This window comes from Shewanella sp. TC10, assembly GCF_009663145.1.
Lineage (GTDB): Bacteria > Pseudomonadota > Gammaproteobacteria > Enterobacterales > Shewanellaceae > Shewanella.
In genome coordinates this window covers 1-21,319 of the sequence record NZ_VKHR01000065.1, presented here as the reverse complement: position 1 = coordinate 21,319, position 21,319 = coordinate 1, and the positions used below count along the sequence as shown (strand labels likewise).

Genomic DNA, 21,319 nt, shown 5'->3' with positions numbered 1-21,319 from the left:
CGCAAATAAAGTTCAATAATTTACTTGAAAATGGACATTCCCATAATGCTGTATGGGTATACAGGCTAGTGGTTAATACAGGCTGATGGTTAATAAAAGGGTGTTTATTCATGGCGACTAAGAGTCCATTTTTAACTGACATTCAGCAACAGATGAGAATGAAAGGTCATTTAAAAACTACTATGAAAGGGGTGCTGATGAGTAAAGAACCGAAAAATGTCATCGTCCTCATCAGCGAATATGGATAGTAGTCACTAAATTAGCTTACGATTCCAATAATGTCTTTAATCGTTTCTGTACCACACCTACTAATAAGTCTGGCTGGAACTTCGAGATAAATTCATCACAACCGACCTTCTCAACCATGGCATGGTTAAAGCTGCCACTAAGTGATGTATTCAAGGTGATGTATAGTGCAGCCATTTTGTCGTCAGCACGAATTTCTGATGTTAGCTTGTACCCATCCATTTCTGGCATTTCCGCATCGGTGATCATCATTAAAAACTCTGTGGTGATATCCACACCTTCGGCTGTGAGCTTTTGTAAATACTGCAAAGCTTGTAAGCCGTCTGAGGCTTCAATAATCTCAATTCCCAACTGGCTCAAGGTATCTCTTACTTGTTTTCTGGCAGTTGAAGAGTCATCGACTATCAATACTTTTTTACCCGGCATATGCTGAGCTAACTGCTCATCAAGTACGCCATCCGATAAGCTGATGTCGTAATCAATAATTTCTGCCAGTACTTTCTCGACATCAATGATCGACACTAAACGCTCAACATTATTCTCCTGCAACTTAGTGATAGCTGTAAGGTAATTATTGGCACCTGCTGACTTTGGCGGCGGCATGATATCGCTCCAAGTCATATTAACAATGTGCTCGACTTTACCTACCAGAAAACCTTGTACACTGCGGTTATATTCAGTAATGATTAAATTACAATCCTCAGATATAGGCATTGGGCTAAAGCCGATTGCACCGCGCAAGTTAATCACTGGAATCGACATTCCACGAATATTGGCGACACCACTGATATTGTTATTACTGCCAGGTAACGCACTCAAAGGAGGTAACTTAACCACTTCTTTTACTTTAAAAACATTAATCGCAAATAATTGAGTCGCACTTATTTTGAACAGTAGTAATTCCAACCGGTTCTCACCCACTAGTTGGGTGCGTTGATCTACAGTATCAAGAACTTTCTTCATTGTTATTTCTCAGTTAACTCAACATCGATTTGGTTAAATTATAAATGATTCAAACAAAAAAACTGCTGACTTTATCTTAATAAATCTGCTTAATGTCAAAACAATCGTTTTTTAGTATAAATTTACAACAATCATCATTTTATTAAGATCTTATCGGCACAAAACGCCGTATCATTAGCAATAAATCAATAAGCCACAGTCAAGGCTTTGAATCATCAGATAAACATCCCTATAAAGGAAATAAGATGCGCAAAAAAACAGTAAAAATAATCGCTTCTGCTTTATTACTTTTATCTACCAGTGCCTGCACTATGTTAGACACCAAAGTTGCTGTTGTAGAAGACTTCAAGCTCGATAAGTACCTCGGCACTTGGCACGAAATTGCAAGATTAGACCATTCTTTCGAGCGCGGCTTAAGCCAAGTTACTGCAACCTATTCAGTAGAAGGCGACAAAGTCGTGGTGATTAATAAAGGTTTTTCTGAAGAAAAATCTGCTTGGAAACAGGCCGAGGGTAAAGCCTACTTCATTGGATCAGATAATATCGCTCGTTTAAAAGTTTCTTTTTTTGGGCCCTTTTATGGGGCATATCAAGTTCATGATTTAATCAAAGATGAACAAGGCGAATACCTCGCGTCACTGGTCATTGGGCCAAACAATGAATATGCCTGGATTTTAGCTCGAGACAAGACAATTTCTGCAGATGTTAAACAAGGCTTTATCAATAAAATGACTAAATTAGGTATCGACGAGCAAGACTTAATATGGGTAGAACAAAACTAAATGATTATTAGTGATCATAGCCAAGTTCAATCTCGTATACATACTTGATTTAACAATAAACCTTGGCTTGATATTCAAGTCCATCATCATATAGGTGCAGTTATGATTTTACCCTTGTTTCCATTATCTATTTGTTTATTGCCGCAGGGTTTTACCCAGCTCAGAATTTTTGAGCCTCGCTATAAACGCCTAGTCACTGAGTCATTAAAGTCTGGAGAAGGATTTGGCTTATGCATGCTTAACAGCAAAAATGAACTTATGCCTATTGGCACTTGGGTACATATTATCGACTTTGAAACGCTTGATGATGGCTTACTTGGTATCAGTATTGAGGGGCAGCATCGTTTTAAAGTGAATAATTTCGAAGTTGAGTCTGATGGCTTAAAGCGCGGGGATGTGAGTATCATTCCTGATTGGCCAAGCAGTGACTTAGTCGACAACCAGCAGTATTTGAGTGAATCCTTACTGCAAATTTTAGAGCAATACCCGACTCATTTATCCCATTACAATAAAGAAGACTTTGATAATATTTCATGGGTTTGCCAGCGTTGGTTAGAAATCATGCCGATTACTGCGGAAGAAAAGTATCAATGCATCAATAGTCACAACCACGAAATGACCCAAGAGTTGATATCTAGCATCATTAAGTAATGGTGCTTTGCTTTCTCTATACATTTGCACTGATGGCACTATGTGCCTTTATATCTCCTCTTTTATGTCTCATCTATTAAATTCCACCTTAGTTTTACCCACTGGTATCATTTTTAAACCGCTGCACAATGAAGTTAAATAAAAAGTGATCTTTTCCACTAAGTACTCCGTATCAAAAAATAAGTGACGCGTTTGAGTTACTCGATAAGCATGCTAGTTGTAACAAACTGCCCCACTTCATCGAATGACCAAATACCTAAGTCTTTGTCGAAGCTTTCTTTATTGAGACTTCTTTTGAAAATGCGAGCGAAAATAAATGGAAAATTTTCAATCACAAACGCCACAAAATCGTTATGATAAAGGTATGTTATCTAAAAATAATAATGCCATGACCACAAACGATTCTAGTGACAACGAAGCGCAGTATCTTGCCCAACTTATGGAGCAAGTGGCAAACCAACGCAGCAAAGCCGCGTTTGCTAAATTATTTGCTCATTTCTCACCAAAAATCAGAGCGTTCGGCGTTCAACGTTTAAGTCAGCAAGGTCTAGCAATGGACTTAGTTCAAGAAACCATGACCCGAGTGTGGACCAAAGCACATTTATACAATGCAGACAAAGCCGCCGTAAGCACTTGGGTGTTTACTGTAATGCGAAATCAGTGCTTTGATATGCTGCGTAAAGTGCAAAATAACCGTGAAGATGCTTTCGGTGATGATATTTGGCCATTGTTTGAGTCTGATGAAAGTGATGAAACTGATAACGACTTTAAGCTTTCTGCCACGTTACTCAAACACGTTGATGATTTGCCTCCACTTCAAAAACAAGTTGTTCAAGGTATATATATGCAAGAGCTTACCCAGCAAGAACTTGCAGATAAGTTAAAAGTACCCATAGGTACCGTAAAATCTAGATTAAGACTCGGCTTAGAAAAGTTAAAAGGCTTCATGGAGAAACATTATGATTAAGTATCACCCCAATCAGGACTTGTTGACACTCCATGCGAAAGGCGAACTGCCCTTATCCTTATCAATCGCTGTGTCAGCCCATTGTGAGCTTTGTGCTGAATGTGCTGAAAAAGTTGCTGCACTGACATTAGCTGCATCAGAAGAAAGCTTTTCATTGACTCAGTTATCTATGGATAATGGCAACATGGACGCCGAATTAGATACAGATTTAGAAGCACTGTTAGCTGACATGATGTCAAACGACAAGCTCGAAAGTGCAGCGATTACACAAGCTGCTACCAAAGAAACAGGCCCTTCACCTGCTGTTACTAACGTAAAAGGACAAGACTACACATTACCACGTGCTTTTAGACAGCAAATGAGTCATCAATGGCAAGGTATAGGTAAAGTCAGTCGCCTACGTTTAGAAACAGGTGAAAGTAAAGCCAGAGCTAGCTTACTGCACATAGCTGAAAATGGTGAAATACCGCAACATAGCCACAAAGGAGAAGAGTTAACTCTATTACTGGCTGGTGAGTTTAGCGATGAATACAACACTTACACCGCAGGTGACTTTATGGTGCTTAATAGCGACCATGAGCATAGCCCGAAAACGGTTGAAGGTTGCTTGTGTTATACCGTGGTAGATGCTCCGCTGTACTTCACAAAAGGTATAAGTAAATTACTCAACCCTATTGGTGAACTGATTTACTAATAGGTCGGTTTTTAAAACTGTATCAGAGCAATAGTTATCGATAAATTCAGCGTTTATGGTAACTATTGCTCTTGTTTTACACTTTTAGATGAATAAGCAATCAAAAAAACACTGATTAGTTCACCTTTTAGTCTAAAACTGTTTTATTTTTAAAAAAATGTATTGCTATATAAAATATATACGCATATTATCCTTTATGTTATTAAGTTAACTTGTATTTATTCGTTTACCCTTCTGTTAGTCATAACCGCAACTGTAAACCCACACTACAAGTCATTCTGCTAAGTTCTACATTGTCGATAAATTGTCATTAGTTTGTCATGTGGCTATGTTCAACTATTCATAGCAAGTATGTTGGCGATTAAAATAATTAATCTACTAAGCCTACTTGTAAATGTAATGAGCGCAATTAACTTAAGCACACAAAACTAAACCAATACACAAAGAAACTTACGCAACACAACTGCTTAAGGATATTTATTGTTATTACTTACTCACCATAAGGTGAAATTTCAAACAAGGAGTGTGGCACATGTCATACAACATTAATGGTCATGAAATTACAGTTAATTTTCCTGTAAATTCAATATCTTCAAACAAAAACTCAATAGCTTTTACTGACAGCCAAGGTAAAACTAAAACAACTTTTTCAAAGCGCACTGAAGCGTTAAAATTTATGAAATGGTTGATTACGGCTAACAAGTAACACTTTCTATAACGCTTGCGTTATTCATTTGCTCAGTTACTCAATAAACATCGCTTCTCGGTATTCCATCTCACACTTACCGGACGTTTATTAGAACTGAGCAATATGAAAAGAATCCACTCTCAAACCACTTCCCTACTTACAAAATCACAAACTTATTCTCAAAATCACTGATCTATTCACAAAATCACTGCCCTAGTCTCAGAATAACTGCCCTTTTCACAAAATAACTTACCTATTCACAAAAGCACTAACCTAGTTTGTCAATTTACGTTTACCCGCCAAATTAAAAATAATGATAAATACAAAGCTTAAGCTGACTTAAGCCTAGATTAGTCTTTTTTGAATCTTATTTGGGTGTCACTTTGCCTGATACTTGCGTTTATACCTGGCTAACATGCTTGGATTACCTAACACGCCACCTTGATGCAGGTACATTAGCGGCGCTGTGTTATCTATATTGTCGACGACACTTGAATGCGTTAAAAAATGTTCAAGCATGATAAACCCCACTGGATCGTATAACAGCTCAAATTCAATGCCGCTTGCACACACCCGTTGCCACATCTCAAAACATTCACGTTTTAACTTTCCAAAGTGATATTTACTGCCATTAGAGATAATACGTGGATGATGAAGCGCATTTTCGCTTAACTGCTTAAACTGCAACCTTAAATAATCATCGCCACCAACGCAACTGCAGGTCAGCACATTCACTTCAGGTGAACCTTCATCCTCTGCTCGCTTTACCTTAAAGAATCGTTGCAAGAATAAAGCTGTGGTACCTGTGCCTGAGGGCAAAAATAGGTTTAGGGTTAAATAGTGGTTTTCATGCATCCAGTCGAGAATTTGCTGACCTAGTTGCTCAAGGCCGCTAGCGGCGTACTCACATCGACCGCCTTCTGGAATATACAATTCATTGGCTAAGGCTGATTTGGCAAGCTTTGTCACATAACTATCAAGGCTTTCAGTGACATGCTCAGGCTTTTCGATGATATTGGCACCATTCTCAAGTGCTGCCAAATAATTACCTTGTGGATTTTGCTGCAAATAACTGGCGATATGATCAACATAATAATCCAGCTGCCAGCCGCGCATTTTTGTCAGCACAGCAAGCGAATGCAAAGAGTTGGCTTGTGCAGATCCATAACCCACCACCTTAGTGATTTCAGGACATTCTTTTTCAAGAAAATACTGAAATTTGCGGGCTTTATTGCCACTAAAATCTGGATGGATCAGGTCGTCACGTTTAACAAATATTTCTCGCTGCGCAAATGTCATAGTCTCGACTGGGGTGGGCGCAAACATAATGATTCACTTATTCAATGATTAAAAACCTTAATGAGTATTTTACCTAAAATTTAGTGAGAACCGCTATCTCGAACTTATCCTAGTCCGTATTCAATCACATTCCCTAAGCCATAGAGAGTCAATTCCAATTGCAAAATAAAGTTACCCCAGCCATTAAAGTACATATAAAACAGTAACTAAAGAGGGTTTTACTTTCAAATGTAAACCATAAAAAATTATTGGCACATTTCTAGCAATTTAAAAATTAGACTTAGCCATAAGGCTTAGAAATTTTATTCATTCGAAACTAAGGGATTATCAATGTCAGTGTTGAGGTTAATATTTAATGTTGCATGGTTCATCATGGGCGGTTTTATCATGGGACTTGCTTGGTGGTTTGCGGGGCTATTATGTTTTATCAGTATTATTGGTATTCCATTTGGACGTGCTTGCTTCGTGATTGGTGAAATGGCATTTTGGCCATTCGGACAAGAAAATGTTAACCGTAAGCATTTATCAGGTATTGAGGATTTTGGTACTGGCCCGCTAGGAATGGTAGGTAATGTTATTTGGTTCTTATTCTGTGGTATTTGGTTAGCTATTGGTCACCTTACCCATGCATTGGCTTGTTTTGTCACTATTATCGGTATTCCTTTTGCGATACAACATGTAAAGCTGGCGCTATTAAGCCTTACACCGATTGGCCAGACGATTGTTACCAAAGAGAGCTACTAAACCGGACGATAAACATAGCTCGAATCAACTCATGTTTTCACCTTATGTAAAACGAAAAGGAACTCAACTGAGTTCCTTTTTCTTTACTGACCATGATTTTGGCTAATGCCTTTGTTACTGATGCATTTACTCTAGCCCTAATATGTACTCAAACTCTTTTTCTGTCACAGGTTGAACGCTCAGTCTCGCCCCCTTACTGACTAACACCATGTCAGCCAAATTAGGGTCGGACTTTAATTCAGATAAAGTAATAACTCGAGAAAGTTTAGCTTTAAATGTTAAATTTACCGCGACCCAGCGAGGGTTATCTCGAGACGACTTTGCATCAAAATAGGCTGAGGTGGGATCAAAAGCACTTTCATCAGCAAAAGGGCTTGAAGTGACTGTTGCTAAGCCAACAATACCAGGAACTTTACAGCTTGAGTGATAAAACAAAACGGTATCACCTTGCTTGACTTTATCGCGCAGAAAATTACGTGCTTGGTAGTTTCTTATTCCATCCCAAGGTTCAGTTTGATTATCACATTCTGCTAAATCATCAATACTGAATGCATCTGGTTCTGATTTCATTAACCAATAAGACATATTAGGCTCCATGTAAGTGACGCTTTTCATCGAATAAAGCGAACTCTTCTAAAATTAAGTCGGTAAACAATTGTCCTGCACGGCCTAGTGGTCTCTCAAGCGTCGACACTAATTGTGGAGTAAAGCGAAAACGATGACCACCAGCAAAATCAACAATCGCTAACTCATTCTTATCAAGTTCTTCTGCAATGAGAAATTCAGGCATCCAGCCAAAGCCTAATCCTTTTAGTAATGCATTCTTCTTCATGATAAACCCTGATAGATAAAATACTTTATCGCCGCCAAACTGTAACTCATCTCTTTGCTTGGTGGGAGCAGAATCTTCAATGGTTAATTCAACGTGTTGCTGCAGCTCAGATAAACTTACTGATGTGGACGCCGCTAACGGGTGCTGCTTTGAACAAACCAGTAAACTGGTCACTGTGGGTAATTGTTTAGCTGAAAAATAAGGCGCAGCAACATAGTCTTTAACCAACATTAAGTCGGCTTTATCTCGCTCAAAGCGATGCTGTACCCCGCCTAAGAATTCCATATTCAGCTGTACTTTGGTGGGAACATTATTCTCAGACATACGCTTTAGCGCATTCATAATTGGCTCCATCGGAAGCGCACCATCAATCACGAGTTCAAGCTTTGGCTCCCAGCCTTCACTAAATCGACTGGCCAAATGTTCAATATTCGATAAATGCTGCAGTAATCGCTGTCCTTCAGCCAAAATGACTTTGCCTTCAGGGGTTAACTCAGCTCGGTATTGATCTCGATTAAATAATTGCACACCCAAATGCTGCTCAAGCTTTTTTACTTGATAACTAACCGCTGATTGAGCCTTATGCAACCTTTCAGATGCTTTAGAAAAACTTCCTTCCTCAACAAGCACTTGCAGCACATTAAATGCTTCAACATCAATTTTCATACTTCCCTCTACCTCAAAGCCTGTTCAATTGCTGTGACACTCTTGTAAACATTTTAATACCATCTAAAAAACTGATTGAGTTACGTGATTTATTATTCTTTTTTTTGCTCATCTTAGCAACTAAATTGATAACTAGATCACAAAGTGTTTGGTTTTAGTGCGCTAGAAAACACCAACAATAATAGCGTTATGCACGACCAAACCGTATTCAATGAGTTAACTGGGTGAGGAGTTACTATGCCTTCTTATGTTCGGCAAGGTCAGATACCTGCTAAACGTCATATCGCTTTTAAGAAAGAATCAGGCGAGCTTTACCGTGAAGAACTATTTTCAACTCATGGCTTTTCAAATATTTACTCCAATAAATATCACCATAATATGCCTACAAAGGCGCTAGCTGTTGCGCCTTATGCTGTTGACCACGGTGAAACCTGGCAAGACTCGTTAATACAAAACTACAAATTGGATTCCCGCCAAGCTGATTGTGAAGGCAATTTTTTTAGTGCACGCAATAAGATTTTCTTTAACAGCGATGTCGCTATGTACACAGCGAAAGTCACTGAAGATACCGCTGAGTTTTACCGTAATGCCTATGCTGATGAAATCGTGTTTGTCCATCAAGGCAAAGGAAAGCTATTCAGTGAATATGGCGAGCTTGAAGTTAAACAATGGGATTATTTAGTGATCCCCCGCGGCACGACTTATCAGCTTAAATTTGATGATTACGCCAATGTTCGCTTATTTGTCATTGAGTCATTCTCAATGGTTGAAGTGCCTAAGCATTTTAGAAATGAATATGGCCAAATGCTTGAATCTGCGCCCTATTGCGAGCGCGATTTCAGAACGCCTACATTAACTGAAGCCATCGTTGAACAAGGCGAGTTCCCATTAGTGAGTAAATTTGGTGATAAATATCAGGTTACAACACTAGAGTGGCATCCATTTGATCTTGTTGGCTGGGACGGCTGCGTTTACCCGTGGGCATTTAACATCACCGAGTATGCTCCTAAGGTCGGCAAAATTCATTTACCGCCATCTGACCATATCGTATTTACAGCTAACAACTTTGTCGTATGCAACTTTGTGCCACGTTTATATGACTTCCACCCTGAATCGATTCCTGCGCCTTATTATCACAACAACATCGATAGCGATGAAGTCTTATATTACGTTGACGGCGACTTTATGAGTCGCACAGGAATTGAAGCCGGCTATATGACCCTGCATCAAAAAGGTGTGCCTCATGGGCCGCAACCTGGAAAAACTGAAGCTTCAATCGGTAAAACAGAAACCTACGAATATGCCGTAATGGTCGATACCTTTGCGCCACTTCACCTCACAGCTCATGTAAAAAATTGCATGAGTGATGATTACAACCGTTCTTGGATTGAATCATAACTAAACGATTTGATTCATCTATATGTATTTAAAACGTCACCAGAGAGTGACGCTCAAAGCAAAATAATATTAAGGAAAACACAATGGCGAGCGAAACAAACCCACTTGGTCTTTTAGGCATTGAATTTACAGAATTTGCCAGCCCAGACACTGATTTTATGCATCAAGTGTTTATTGACTTTGGTTTTTCTATGCTTAAAAAAGCAAAAGCGAACGATATTGTTTATTACAAACAAAACGATATTAATTTCTTATTGAACAAGTCTAAGCAAGGTTTCTCTGCTGATTTTGCTAAATCACATGGTCCTGCTATTTGCTCAATGGGCTGGCGTGTTGAAGATGCTGAGTTTGCCTTTAACGAAGCTGTTGCTCGCGGCGCAAAGCCTGCTGATGATGCAGCGAAAGACATGGCCTACCCTGCTATTTACGGCATCGGTGACAGCTTAATTTATTTCATCGACGTATTCGGTGAAGCGCAAAACATCTACATCAATGATTTTGAAGACTTGGCAGAGCCAATGATTGTTGAAGAGAAAGGCTTTATGGAAGTCGATCACTTAACCAACAACGTTTACAAAGGCACCATGGAAAAATGGGCTAACTTTTATAAAGACATCTTTGCCTTTACAGAAGTGCGCTACTTTGACATCAGCGGCGCACAAACCGCATTGGTATCTTATGCCCTTCGCTCTCCAGATGGTAGTTTCTGTATTCCAATCAATGAAGGTAAAGGCAACAATAACAACCAAATTGATGAATACTTAGGTGAGTATAATGGCCCAGGTGTACAACATTTAGCATTTAGAAGCCGCGATATCGTCGGTTCATTAGATGCTATGGAAGGCACTGCGATTAAGACGCTGGATATTATTCCTGAATATTACGACACCATTTTCGATAAGTTGCCGCAAGTGACAGAAGATCGTGACCGTATTAAACATCACCAAATCCTAGTCGATGGCGATGATGACGGTTACTTATTACAAATTTTCACTAAAAACTTATTCGGGCCAATCTTCATTGAAATTATTCAACGCAAGAATAACTTAGGGTTTGGTGAAGGTAACTTTAAAGCGTTATTTGAATCTATTGAGCGCGATCAAATGAAACGCGGTGTGCTGTAAGCAAAACCGTATTTTAAGCATTACCCTTGGTAAATGAAAAAGCCCGCTGTTTGTAACAGCGGGCTTTTTACGTTAAGAACTTATTTCGTTCATTAAAGACACACATCTTTAATAGACAACTTCCTTACAAAGTACTTCTTAAACGGAATTTCTTAAAAAGGCACCTCTTACACAGGCACTTGTTTAAAGGCGCTTTCTTAAAACGGAATATCGCAGTCTATTTCAAATGGAATACCTGTCACCGGGTGAGTAAAACTTAGATAACTGGCATGCAGTAACAGCCTTGATGCTAGAGTTTCTGATATTGCGTTGCGGTATAAATCACACCCCAGAATCGGGTGACCAATATGTTGACTGTGGATCCTTAATTGGTGTGTTCGACCGGTAATTGGGGTGAATTTTACACGCGTCACTGGTACTGTTTGCGATAATGTTTCTTCATTAGCATTGACGTTAACATTGGCATTGACGTTAAAATAAACATTAGCATTTGCTTTAACAAAGCTCTCCTCAATCACCTCAAACTCTGTTAGCGCTTGTTTACCTGTATTGCTGCAGATCTTCATATACGGAAAATTATCGACATCCTTCGCGATTGCGGCGTTAATCACACCTGCGCTTTGTAACTCATCTGATAAATGACCATGCAACACCGCGTGATAACATTTATTAATGATTTTATCTTGAAACTGCTTGGTTAATAGGCCATTGATCGTTTTATTTAATGCCACTAGCATAATGCCAGAGGTGCCAAAATCGAGACGATGGACCAGTGTTGCCGTCGGGAAATCTTGCACTAAACGATAATGAACAGAGTCTTTATTAAGCGGATTCTTACCCGATAAACTCAGTAAACCACTGGGTTTATTGATCAACAATAAATGCTCATCTTGATAAAGGATGGAAATCTGTTCAGTGCATGGTGGGGCAATAAATTCTGTCATCACAGCCTTAGGTATTTATTAAGGCAAGAATGGTAATAAAAAGGTGGCAATTAAGCCACCTTTGTTGTGTTTACTCATGATAAATTTTATCTAAATCAAAGCAGACTTTTTTAAACTCTGATATAGATTTCAGACACTTAAAACTGCAATGACGCTGTATCTGTCGCATCTTCATTATCAGTCACGGTTAACTGCACCTCATTCGCTTGTCCTGCACGTTTAAGTACAATACGACGATTTGACTGATGGCCATCATTAAACAACCATGATTGCGACGCAATTCGACCATCCTCATCGACACTTCGTGAAACAAATACCTCTAAAAACCACAAGTTTATGTACTTAATTACTGCTGTTGGAGCGGCATTTTCAGGAATATCAGTCACCTCGACTGGTTGGGTCAAACTATCTGACTCACCTTCTGCATCCGTTACCGTTAAGGTCACTTGGTAAACACCATTATTTGCAAACGCATAAGTTGCAGACGTCCCAGTGGCAGTGCTTCCATCACCGAACTGCCATTGGTGAGTTAACGCATCTTGATTATCATCAGTAGAAGTAGAAACAACTTCTAACTGAGCCCCATTTAATGCCCATGTAAAACTTGCGACTGGAGCTTGATTTTCAGGAGTGAATTGCAATTCAACAACCATAGGATCATGATCTGAAGAGCGATAAGCATCCGCAGCATAGTAATTAACGAGCTGGGTATCCGATTTGTATTCTTCGTTATAATCTAAAATTGAGGGTTCATCTGCATTAATATGCCAATCTGTCACATTCAATACATTATCAAGTAATGCATCATTGACTAATGCATGGTCTAACTGACCTGCTTTGCCCGAAAAAATATAAGAATAGGCATCAGAAATACCAAAGTGAGTAAACAACTCAGTAAAACCATTCTCGGTTAATGCAGTTACGGGGTCTTCTTTGGCGTAAGCATTTAAATCACCAATAATCAGTATTTTGGCTTGTTCTCCATCAACTTCATATTGCTCTGCCAACCAAGGAGTCATTGCTTTCGCCGCCTTTGTACGAGTGAGGTTACAGTTTCCTTGGCCATCACCTACATCAGGATCTCCGACGCTATTACAGTTACTGCCTTTAGACTTTAAATGATTAACAGCAACAACAAATTCTTCCCCAGTAGCAGCATCAGCAAATAATTGAGTCACCATTGGGCGGTTTTTACTGTCATCAAATAATGGTAAACCTTGTTCATCTAAAGGCGAGTTACTCGTGTTTAGCACTTTAGCTTCACCTACAGGTGAAACGCGATTAACTTGGTAGATTAATCCTACGGCAATTTCATCAGTGCCAACAGTGGTGTCACTTGCAGCAATATAATCATAACGATTAGCTACGGTTGCATCATTTAAAGCATTAACTAAGTTTGCAATAGCAGACAGTTCAGAATAGCCATCATTTTCGATTTCCATTAAACCGACTACATCAGCATTCATGGCAGCTAATGCATTTATAATCTTAGCTTGTTGACGCTCAAACTCACTGAATGAATCAGCTCCTCGTGAAGTTGGAAACCCATTACCCTGTCCATCGCCGTTAAAGAAATTTAGCACGTTAAAACTTGCCACAGTGACATCGCCAGTGCCCACAAGTTCAGGTGTCGCTGTACGTGAGTTGGTGGAAATAACATTGACAGTTTGAGTTGGCATCACTCGATATTCATTAAAACTATAATGCAAAACCCCAGTTATAGATGAGATAGAATCGCCTGCACGAAGGCTGTTATTGGCAGATAATTGAGGCGCAGGATAAGGCACTGCATCTGGATTTTGAGTTGTTGCACCATCATCTAGGATGATTCGATCTAAGTCATAACTTGCTTCTAGTGCTAATGCATCCGCACCAGGATTGGCAACTTGTGTCCCTGTATAATGACGTTCGCTACCTAATTCTGCATCACCATATCGACCTAAGTTGGCGACAGTATTCACTACTAAAGCTTGCTCGAATCCGATTAACATCCCCTCGTAAGCTTCAAGTGAAAGTGCGCTTTCAACGGGTAAACTGATTAAAGATACTTGAGGTAATAGTTGTTGAGTATCACACACAATACTGCCACTAATATCTGCAAGTTCAGTGAGGTTATTATACTCTTTTATTGTCCCTTGCAATCTGACTCTATCGCCCATATTGACAGCGATTGGTTGTGAGTCTGTATAAACAAATATGGCTTCAGAGGTGCTAGGGTCGGCATCAATCTCACTATCAGCCATTTGTAAGTAAAAACCTTTTAAGCCCGCTTGCATATCACTGGTGACTATACCTTCTACAAAGACTGTCTCGCCCACTAATGGACTGATATCACTACTACCTTGGATGGTGTGAATTGCTGTAAATGAATCACCACAAATCAGCTCAACTGGGTCAGTTGGGTCAGTTGGGTCAGTTGGGTCAGTTGGGTCAGTTGGGTCAGTTGGGTCAGTCACGGAACCATTAAAACTGCCAAGATCACTAAAATCATCTTTTGCGAATCCAAACCAGTTATCTAAAGAAACTTCATCATCTGGGTTGGTGTCAGCAATGATGCTATCATGATTACGTCTTAAAGTATTATCTTTCGTCGATAGGTCACCTGAGCCCCATTCAGATCCAGGATCTACACCTACTTGTCCAAGGGAATCAATAATCGTTGTTTGATTAAAAAGTACAATGGCGTCATCACCATTAAAAAAACTCGTTGTAGATAGCTGTTGAGCATTTGCTAGTATCTCAGAAGAAGCATCATCATCCGCAATAACAAAAGTTGCACCAGCATCAACCTCACCAGATAAACTGATTGTGCCGCCACTGTTACTATTGCCATTGAAGAAGAACTGTAGTTGATAACCTGAAAGATCAACTGCTTCATTGGTGGGATTGTATAGCTCAATCGCCTTATTGTTGCTGCTGCCTTCAATGTATTCAGAGATGATTAAATCATCAGCATAACTTTTAGTTGCTATAGTCGCCGTAGATACAGCTGATATGGATAAAGCTAATAACGAAACGTTGAACTTATTCACTTTGCAAAACATGTGTAACCCCTAGATTTATTAATCTATCTTTATGTGTTTATAGTATTTTTATCATTTTGGTTTCATCCAAAACCAACCAAGACTATAAACAGCAAGGGTTGCACATTTGTTAAAATTCAATTACATATCGATACATATTTTTGAATAAGTCTTTCGTATGACGCCCCTAAAGAGTAATTTAGGCACAAAATTTACAACAGGTAATTACACACTTAAACGTCAAATATATTCAATTATTTTCACACAATGCAGTTAATGCATTAAACCTAAAACTACAGCAGATATTGTGAGTAATGAAAGCGTCCAAATACGATTACTAACAGGTAAAGCAGAGCCCAAAGCACTAAAGCACTAAAGCACTAAAGCACTAAAGCACTAAAGCACTAAAGCACTAAAGCACTAAAGCACTAAAGCACTAAAGCACTAAAGCACTAAAGCACTAAAGCACTAAAGCACTAAAGCACTAAAGCACTCAGTCATCAACATCGAAAAAGTGTTGTATTCGCTATTATTAATGTACTTCTTTTATCAGGTTCTCAGAACCAAGAGCACGATACAGCCAATCGATATGTTCACCTAACAAAGGCTTCATTTGATGAAAAAGAAAGAACAAAGCTTGTTCTGTCTATCATATCTTGTTGACAGACATTCTAATTAATGGCGTAAAGAAAATTTAAAGCCTTTAGCGATAATTTGAAAATACGACTTTTGCATGGCTGTAAGGTTTGCCAAATAAACAAGTCCAATCACTTGATACTGCAGCTTATAAATTATTTTAAGTAGCAGATACACCAAGGTTTTCTTGATCTACTACAATAATATTTATTGCATTGTTAGTTACTAACTCACTAGTAATAGAACATGTTGCATCAGTAGATCCACCATTGGATATCATTATTTTTAAGAAAACTCTGATAATTAAATATTCAATGGTTTTCTTTACAAAAAAACGACCATTGTAGTAACGAGTTAATACACTAACTTCTATTTAAACTCTTCAAATTATTTTGTTTATATTAATTATTAACCCAGTGCTTCTACTTTTTGGATTTAAATTTATAACCTAAAAAAGTTAATAACATCCCTATTATTTGGAGAAAGATGAATAATAATATTTCCATCTCTTGACTCACCCTAAAACTCATCGAAATTAAATAACACAAAGCTAAAGTGACACAAACAATGAATACTCCTAAAAGAGCCGATCTTGTAAAAGATAGTATAGAATATTTAAATAAGCGGCATACTAAAATTGGTTGAATCAAACCTCGTATTAAAGATAACGAGATTAATAGTGCGCAAGCTGCTCCTAAGACCCCATAAAGCTTGACCAAACATAGCATTAATACAAGCGTAGTCACCGTTTCCATTACTGATAATTTAGCACATTTCCCATATTCACCTTTTGCAATGAGCAATGAATTAACAGGACCTTGCATATTTGCAATAGCAAAACCTACAGCCATTATTTTGAGCACACTCCAAACTTTATCAGGAACCTCTCCAAGCCATACTTGTAGAAACATCTCGCCTACTACAAGAAGATTAATGTATATCAAAGTAGACAAAGCAGAAGAGCACAAAATGCTAATGTAAAACTGTCTTTCAAACGTAGAGCTTTCATCAGAAACTTTACTAAAATAAGGGGTTAAAACCGAGTTTAAGGTGATTGAAATCTCTACGTAAATTTCCATTAATCTTCCTGAAATCCTTAATGGCGCGGAAGATGCAGAATTGATGATGTAACCAACAAATAGGATGGAAGAGTTATTTCTAAAATAATCATTAACTCGCATAGGCAAAAACATCACACCAGAGCTCATAATCTTTTTGATTTGCAATCGGTTAATTAAGGCGAGAGAAAACTCTACCTTCAGGCCTGATGATAAAGACCATTTTAGTTTTAATAATAGTTCTATGATAGAAATAGAAACAAACACTAAGGCTATTCCCAAAACACCTAGCTCATATTTTATTGAGAGAAGGAGAAGAACCAGTCGTAAAATATTGCATGATGCCTTGATAACATTATTTTGAAAAAACTTAAACTTTGCATTTAGGTATCCCTGCAATGTACCTGATATTAAATTGAGGGAGTAAGAGATAGATAGAAGTGAAAAAATCAAGAATACTGACTCGGATGTATTAAACTTCAACCCTCCTGAATAGACATCCCAAACATAACAAATGGATATAGCTACCAACAAAAACATCGAAGCCATTAACGATATTAGCAACATGACATTTGATACTATAACTTTCCTCTCGCCTTCGTATTCTTCTTTTTTGGAAACATGACGCCCAATAATTGACCCCATTCCAAATTCAAGTAAATTAACTTGGGCCACAAAAGCAATAAGGATAGCCCACAAACCAAAGTCGGACTCTCCTAAAAAAGAAAGTAATGCTCTAACAACAAATAAACCAACGAATACTTGTATAAATACATTAACAATATTAAAAGCAACACCTGATAACAATTTACTGAACACTATAATATCCCTAAAAGTAACTTTCCCATGCTTTAAATTTGTTAATTCAGTAATCATTAACCTTAAACTTGATAGTCAAAAAGTTTTAAATGCTGCACATTTATAATTTTGTAGTTCAAATAACTATCAAGAATATTTAAATTTCTAAAGGTTTATTATACATTGAATTAATTACAATTTCATAACAAAAAATCATAACATGAGTCATTTTAAATAAATGCGATGTTATATAGAGTGAACTTAAATAAAGCTGCATAAAAAAACCACTATTGATAGTGGTCTTTGCCGTTATTGAATTGCAAAGCTAAAAATCATCACATATTGACATCAACAATATAATGACCTTGTAGCCAGTTTCTGCCAATAAGCAGTTTATAGGTCATTTTACTGCGGTCACGTAAGTTAACATCTACTTTAAACTCTTCACCAGGCTCCCCTAGGGTTAATGTCACCATATAACGGATTTCACTACCTTGAGCATTTCGGATAAGTGATGTGCTGTGTATACGCGCTGTGACGTCAACAGTTTCATCTTTTTCGTTCATAGTGGTAAAAGTGACATCTTTGCCAACATTGTTTTCCATGTTGTCTTTGTCTTCGTCTTTTATCCTTAAGTTGACTGCATGTAACGAATTTTCAACCGCGCCAGTATCAATTCGTGTATCAAAGATTAAACCTGACTCTACAATGCTTATTCCTGCTGTCGGGCCAATAAACTTTTTCTCAGAAACATCAACAACATATTTACCTTTAAGCCAATTACGACCTATCAGTAATTTATAATCCATAGTGGTTCTATTCTTTAAATTGACCTTCACTGTACGGGTACTGTCTCCGTAAGTAATAGGAAGCTTCACTGCGTAACGGGTTTCTGTGCCCTGGGAGTTACTGACAGTTGAAGTTCCCACGATTTCAGCAGTTACCCTTTCTTTGTCGCCTTTTTCATTAAAGGTGTTAAAAGACACATTTTTGCCAGTGTTATCTTTCATATTTTTTGCGCTTTCACCTTCAATTTTTATATCTAAAGCATGTAAAGAAGAGTTAACCGCGCCAGTATCCATCCTTGCTTCAAATACAATTCCATTTTGACTCACTGACATCATTTCGGTTTGACCTAACACTTCTTTCTCTGCTGCAACAGTTGATAATGAGATACAGCTAAATAAAGTGGCAGTAACGATTGTTTTGAACATGAATAATCCTACAAGTAAGATGAATAAAGATGATAAATTTGAAAGTTATCTAAGAATTTGCTCGATTTCTTTATCAAATAAGTTTTTGATTAAACCTGAAAACTCTGTGATAAATACACTCTGATCTGGGGTCGCGTTGTGACTAGCTACACTTGCTAGAATTTCTTCTAAATCATAAACGATAGCATCAATCTCTCGAATCACCTTATTGCGCTGGGCAAATGAAAGGTTTGGATTCTGGCCACAAACCATGATGATTTGAGCTGATAATTGATCTTCAAATAATTCCATTACGGTTTGGCTATTAACACTGGTATCTTCAGAGGCTTCAAACAGGCCTAAGTGCTCAGTTAAATATTGAATTAAATGAATGTAGCCATCTTTATCAGTGACCATTACTTCCCCTATTATTGTGGCTTTTGAACTACAAAAGCCACTGAATACTTACCTAAAACAAGCAATTAGAAATGCTATTTATTGAGATAAAGTTAAAACGAATGACACCGGTACCGCTAAACTGATGCTACTTAATCCAGCGACTTCACGGAGTTTATTAATTCCTTCAACTAAATCAAAGTCACTTGCTTGGATAATAACTGGTGACATACTGCTGACGACCATTTTTTTATCCGATAATTTTGCGACTAAAACGTCAAAGGTCTTTTGACGACTTTTACCATGTAATTCAATAGTGCCATCAATTTGCGTCACTAATGTTGATCCTACGCTTAAATCAGCTAACAATTTTGGATTAACAACTGACGATAGTGTTAACGCCGGATATTTAGCCACCTCAAACAACATGGTTTGCATCCGTTCATCACGAATTTCAATTCCAGTATCGACACTATCTAGATTAATCAATAAATTAAACGCGCCCTCAGGCGTTAAACTACCACTCACTTTTTTAAAGTCATGTACTTCAGCAATGTCCCCTTTTTTGACAGAAATAAAGCTGACTTTTGAGTGCCCTTGCTTAATTTGCCAATCTGCGGCAAATGCAGCAGAAGACAGTAAAGAAGTAGACAATAGCGCTATGGGTAGTGCTTTGAGCCATTTTTTCATCATTAATCCCTTTTGTGAATAAAAACAGTTAAATTATAGATTAAAATTTCTTAACTCGGAGACGACTTAACTTCCAGTTAATGCTCCCTTGTATCAATAGTAGATAAACGAACATTGATTTTTATACAACACTGACTATAAACGACTTAACCATTTATCAAGTGCCTTTGCAAATGCATGCTTATCAGCTTGGGAGAAACTATTAGGTCCATTAGTATGGACTCCACTACTTCTTAGCTCCTCCATAAAGTCACGCATAGTTAAGCGTTGTTTTATATTATCAACTGTATAGATATCACCACGTGGGTTAAATACCATCGCCCCCTTTTCAATTGCATCTGATGCTAACGGAATATCCCCCGTAATCACCAAATCGCCATTTTGTAGTTGCTCGACAATATAATTATCTGCTTCATCAAAACCAGAACTTACTCTTACAACAGAAATGTTAGGTGACGCAGGAACTCGAATAAGCTGATTAGCCACCAAAATTAGCGGCACCGATTTTCTGTCTGCAGCTCGAAACAACATCTCTTTGACTGGATTAGGGCATGCATCAGCATCAACCCAAATTGTTTTACTCATTAATCTTTCTCAGTAAATTGTTTAACACAAGCTAACCGCTGCAGACTAATGATACCTAAGCAATCTGCCAGACTATATTTACTATCCATGTTTACTATTTAAGTTTACTTTCAATAACTTTTACATATGTCATCTATCTACAGCTTCAATCTATGGAGCTAATCTATCAATATTCCAACCCGTTGGACTTTTTTGATAAATAAAGCGGTCATGAAGTCTACGCTCGCCGCCTTGCCAAAATTCGATACTTTCAGGTTTCACTCGATAGCCCCCCCAAAACTTAGGTAAAGGAACCTCACCCTTCGCAAATTTATTCTTCATTTCATTAAACTTGCTCTCTAATGCTTGGCGAGCACTGATTTTGCTAGACTGTTTAGATACCCATGCAGCAACTTGACTATCTTTAGGACGGCTCATGAAGTATTTAGTCACTTCCATCATTGATAATGGCTCTGCTTCACCGGTAATTGCCACCTGACGTTCTAGAGGATGCCACGGAAATAATAAACTTGTTTTAGCATTGGTCGCTAAATGAGTGGCTTTACGGCTTTCTAAATTGGTAAAAAAGACAAAACCATCATCATCAAACTTTTTCAGTAATACAATACGTTGATACGGTTGACCATGTTCATCTACTGTTGCAACACACATCGCTGTGGGATCGGTTAACTCAGCACATTTGGCTTGTTCAATCCACTGAGTAAATAAATCCATCGGATTTTCTGGTAAATCATTACGGCGCAATCCACCTTGAGTATATTCACGGCGGATATCTGTTAAATCATTCATTTAGATACCTCTTTAATTACACTCATTATACTCACAGTTACTGATATATGATCATGAGATTGCTGATAATTACTCGCTTTAGTTTGTTCATTTCAATACAGACATAAAAAAACCAACGCTGGACGTTGGTTTTTTTATGTCTGTATTGAAATG

21 protein-coding genes are annotated in these 21,319 nt (G+C 38.0%); 9 read left to right on the top strand and 12 right to left on the bottom strand.

All coding sequences use genetic code 11. The features are described 5' to 3' along the window. Window positions 1-110 precede the first annotated feature (110 nt). The gene (locus FNZ24_RS18230; protein ID WP_153916262.1) at window positions 111-248 is read left to right on the top strand and encodes a hypothetical protein; all 138 of its coding nucleotides are present in this window, start codon (window positions 111-113) and stop codon (window positions 246-248) included. A gap of 16 nt (window positions 249-264) precedes the next feature. Here FNZ24_RS18230 and FNZ24_RS18225 read toward each other — a convergent pair whose 3' ends face one another. Further along, entirely contained in the window at window positions 265-1,209 is a 945-nt protein-coding gene (locus tag FNZ24_RS18225) for a chemotaxis protein CheV (protein WP_153916261.1), read from the bottom strand. A gap of 245 nt (window positions 1,210-1,454) precedes the next feature. Between FNZ24_RS18225 and FNZ24_RS18220 the strand changes: the two genes are divergently transcribed. The 5 genes from FNZ24_RS18220 (at window position 1,455) to FNZ24_RS18200 (ending at window position 5,009) form a co-directional block, all read left to right on the top strand. Further along, window positions 1,455-1,991 carry a lipocalin family protein gene (locus FNZ24_RS18220; RefSeq protein WP_153916260.1) on the top strand — a complete coding sequence of 179 codons (537 nt, stop codon included), beginning with the start codon at window positions 1,455-1,457 and terminating at the stop codon, window positions 1,989-1,991. A 102-nt stretch (window positions 1,992-2,093) separates the two neighbouring features. After that, on the top strand, window positions 2,094-2,642 hold the full coding sequence (locus FNZ24_RS18215) for an LON peptidase substrate-binding domain-containing protein (protein ID WP_153916259.1): 549 nt from the start codon (window positions 2,094-2,096) through the stop codon (window positions 2,640-2,642). Window positions 2,643-3,030: 388 nt separating this feature from the next. Next, window positions 3,031-3,609, top strand: a complete 579-nt coding sequence (locus FNZ24_RS18210) for a sigma-70 family RNA polymerase sigma factor (RefSeq protein ID WP_416384851.1) — start codon at window positions 3,031-3,033, stop codon at window positions 3,607-3,609. Then, entirely contained in the window at window positions 3,602-4,303 is a 702-nt protein-coding gene (locus tag FNZ24_RS18205) for a ChrR family anti-sigma-E factor (RefSeq protein WP_153916257.1), read from the top strand. The genes FNZ24_RS18210 and FNZ24_RS18205 overlap by 8 nt, the downstream gene beginning before the upstream one ends. Window positions 4,304-4,835: 532 nt before the next feature. After that, window positions 4,836-5,009, top strand: a complete 174-nt coding sequence (locus FNZ24_RS18200) for a hypothetical protein (protein ID WP_102527949.1) — start codon at window positions 4,836-4,838, stop codon at window positions 5,007-5,009. A 360-nt stretch (window positions 5,010-5,369) separates the two neighbouring features. On the opposite strand, the gene FNZ24_RS18195 is transcribed toward FNZ24_RS18200, so the two are convergent. Beyond that, window positions 5,370-6,317: a 1-aminocyclopropane-1-carboxylate deaminase/D-cysteine desulfhydrase gene (locus FNZ24_RS18195; protein WP_153916256.1), complete on the bottom strand. Its 948-nt coding sequence runs from the start codon at window positions 6,315-6,317 to the stop codon at window positions 5,370-5,372. A gap of 303 nt (window positions 6,318-6,620) precedes the next feature. On the opposite strand from FNZ24_RS18195, the gene FNZ24_RS18190 reads away from it, so the two are divergent. After that, entirely contained in the window at window positions 6,621-7,034 is a 414-nt protein-coding gene (locus FNZ24_RS18190; protein ID WP_153916255.1) for a YccF domain-containing protein, read from the top strand. A gap of 126 nt (window positions 7,035-7,160) precedes the next feature. On the opposite strand, the gene FNZ24_RS18185 is transcribed toward FNZ24_RS18190, so the two are convergent. Continuing rightward, the gene (locus FNZ24_RS18185; RefSeq protein ID WP_153916254.1) at window positions 7,161-7,619 is read right to left on the bottom strand and encodes an EVE domain-containing protein; all 459 of its coding nucleotides are present in this window, start codon (window positions 7,617-7,619) and stop codon (window positions 7,161-7,163) included. Between the two features lies 1 nt (window position 7,620). Next, window positions 7,621-8,532: a LysR family transcriptional regulator gene (locus FNZ24_RS18180; protein ID WP_153916253.1), complete on the bottom strand. Its 912-nt coding sequence runs from the start codon at window positions 8,530-8,532 to the stop codon at window positions 7,621-7,623. Window positions 8,533-8,769: 237 nt separating this feature from the next. Between FNZ24_RS18180 and FNZ24_RS18175 the strand changes: the two genes are divergently transcribed. Continuing rightward, window positions 8,770-9,930, top strand: coding sequence for a homogentisate 1,2-dioxygenase (locus FNZ24_RS18175; protein WP_153916252.1), 1,161 nt, complete (start codon window positions 8,770-8,772; stop codon window positions 9,928-9,930). Window positions 9,931-10,013: 83 nt separating this feature from the next. After that, entirely contained in the window at window positions 10,014-11,054 is a 1,041-nt protein-coding gene (hppD, locus tag FNZ24_RS18170; RefSeq protein WP_153916251.1) for a 4-hydroxyphenylpyruvate dioxygenase, read from the top strand. 197 nt (window positions 11,055-11,251) lie between these two features. Here hppD and FNZ24_RS18165 read toward each other — a convergent pair whose 3' ends face one another. The 8 genes from FNZ24_RS18165 to pdxH form a co-directional block, all read right to left on the bottom strand. Beyond that, window positions 11,252-11,998 (bottom strand): RluA family pseudouridine synthase, encoded by a 747-nt coding sequence (locus FNZ24_RS18165; protein ID WP_153916250.1) that lies wholly within the window; start codon window positions 11,996-11,998, stop codon window positions 11,252-11,254. Between the two features lie 137 nt (window positions 11,999-12,135). Continuing rightward, window positions 12,136-15,042: an ExeM/NucH family extracellular endonuclease gene (locus tag FNZ24_RS18160; protein WP_153916249.1), complete on the bottom strand. Its 2,907-nt coding sequence runs from the start codon at window positions 15,040-15,042 to the stop codon at window positions 12,136-12,138. A 1,037-nt stretch (window positions 15,043-16,079) separates the two neighbouring features. After that, window positions 16,080-17,534 (bottom strand): lipopolysaccharide biosynthesis protein, encoded by a 1,455-nt coding sequence (locus FNZ24_RS18155; protein WP_194945099.1) that lies wholly within the window; start codon window positions 17,532-17,534, stop codon window positions 16,080-16,082. Window positions 17,535-17,848: 314 nt separating this feature from the next. Next, window positions 17,849-18,727, bottom strand: a complete 879-nt coding sequence (locus FNZ24_RS18150) for a RimK/LysX family protein (protein ID WP_153916247.1) — start codon at window positions 18,725-18,727, stop codon at window positions 17,849-17,851. 45 nt (window positions 18,728-18,772) lie between these two features. Next, on the bottom strand, window positions 18,773-19,123 hold the full coding sequence (locus FNZ24_RS18145) for a DUF3802 family protein (RefSeq protein ID WP_153916246.1): 351 nt from the start codon (window positions 19,121-19,123) through the stop codon (window positions 18,773-18,775). A 78-nt stretch (window positions 19,124-19,201) separates the two neighbouring features. Continuing rightward, on the bottom strand, window positions 19,202-19,792 hold the full coding sequence (locus tag FNZ24_RS18140; RefSeq protein WP_194945098.1) for a YceI family protein: 591 nt from the start codon (window positions 19,790-19,792) through the stop codon (window positions 19,202-19,204). Between the two features lie 135 nt (window positions 19,793-19,927). Next, window positions 19,928-20,377, bottom strand: coding sequence for a YaiI/YqxD family protein (locus FNZ24_RS18135; protein WP_153916244.1), 450 nt, complete (start codon window positions 20,375-20,377; stop codon window positions 19,928-19,930). Window positions 20,378-20,527: 150 nt separating this feature from the next. Then, window positions 20,528-21,166 carry a pyridoxamine 5'-phosphate oxidase gene (gene pdxH, locus FNZ24_RS18130; protein ID WP_153916243.1) on the bottom strand — a complete coding sequence of 213 codons (639 nt, stop codon included), beginning with the start codon at window positions 21,164-21,166 and terminating at the stop codon, window positions 20,528-20,530. Between the last annotated feature and the right edge of the window lie 153 nt (window positions 21,167-21,319).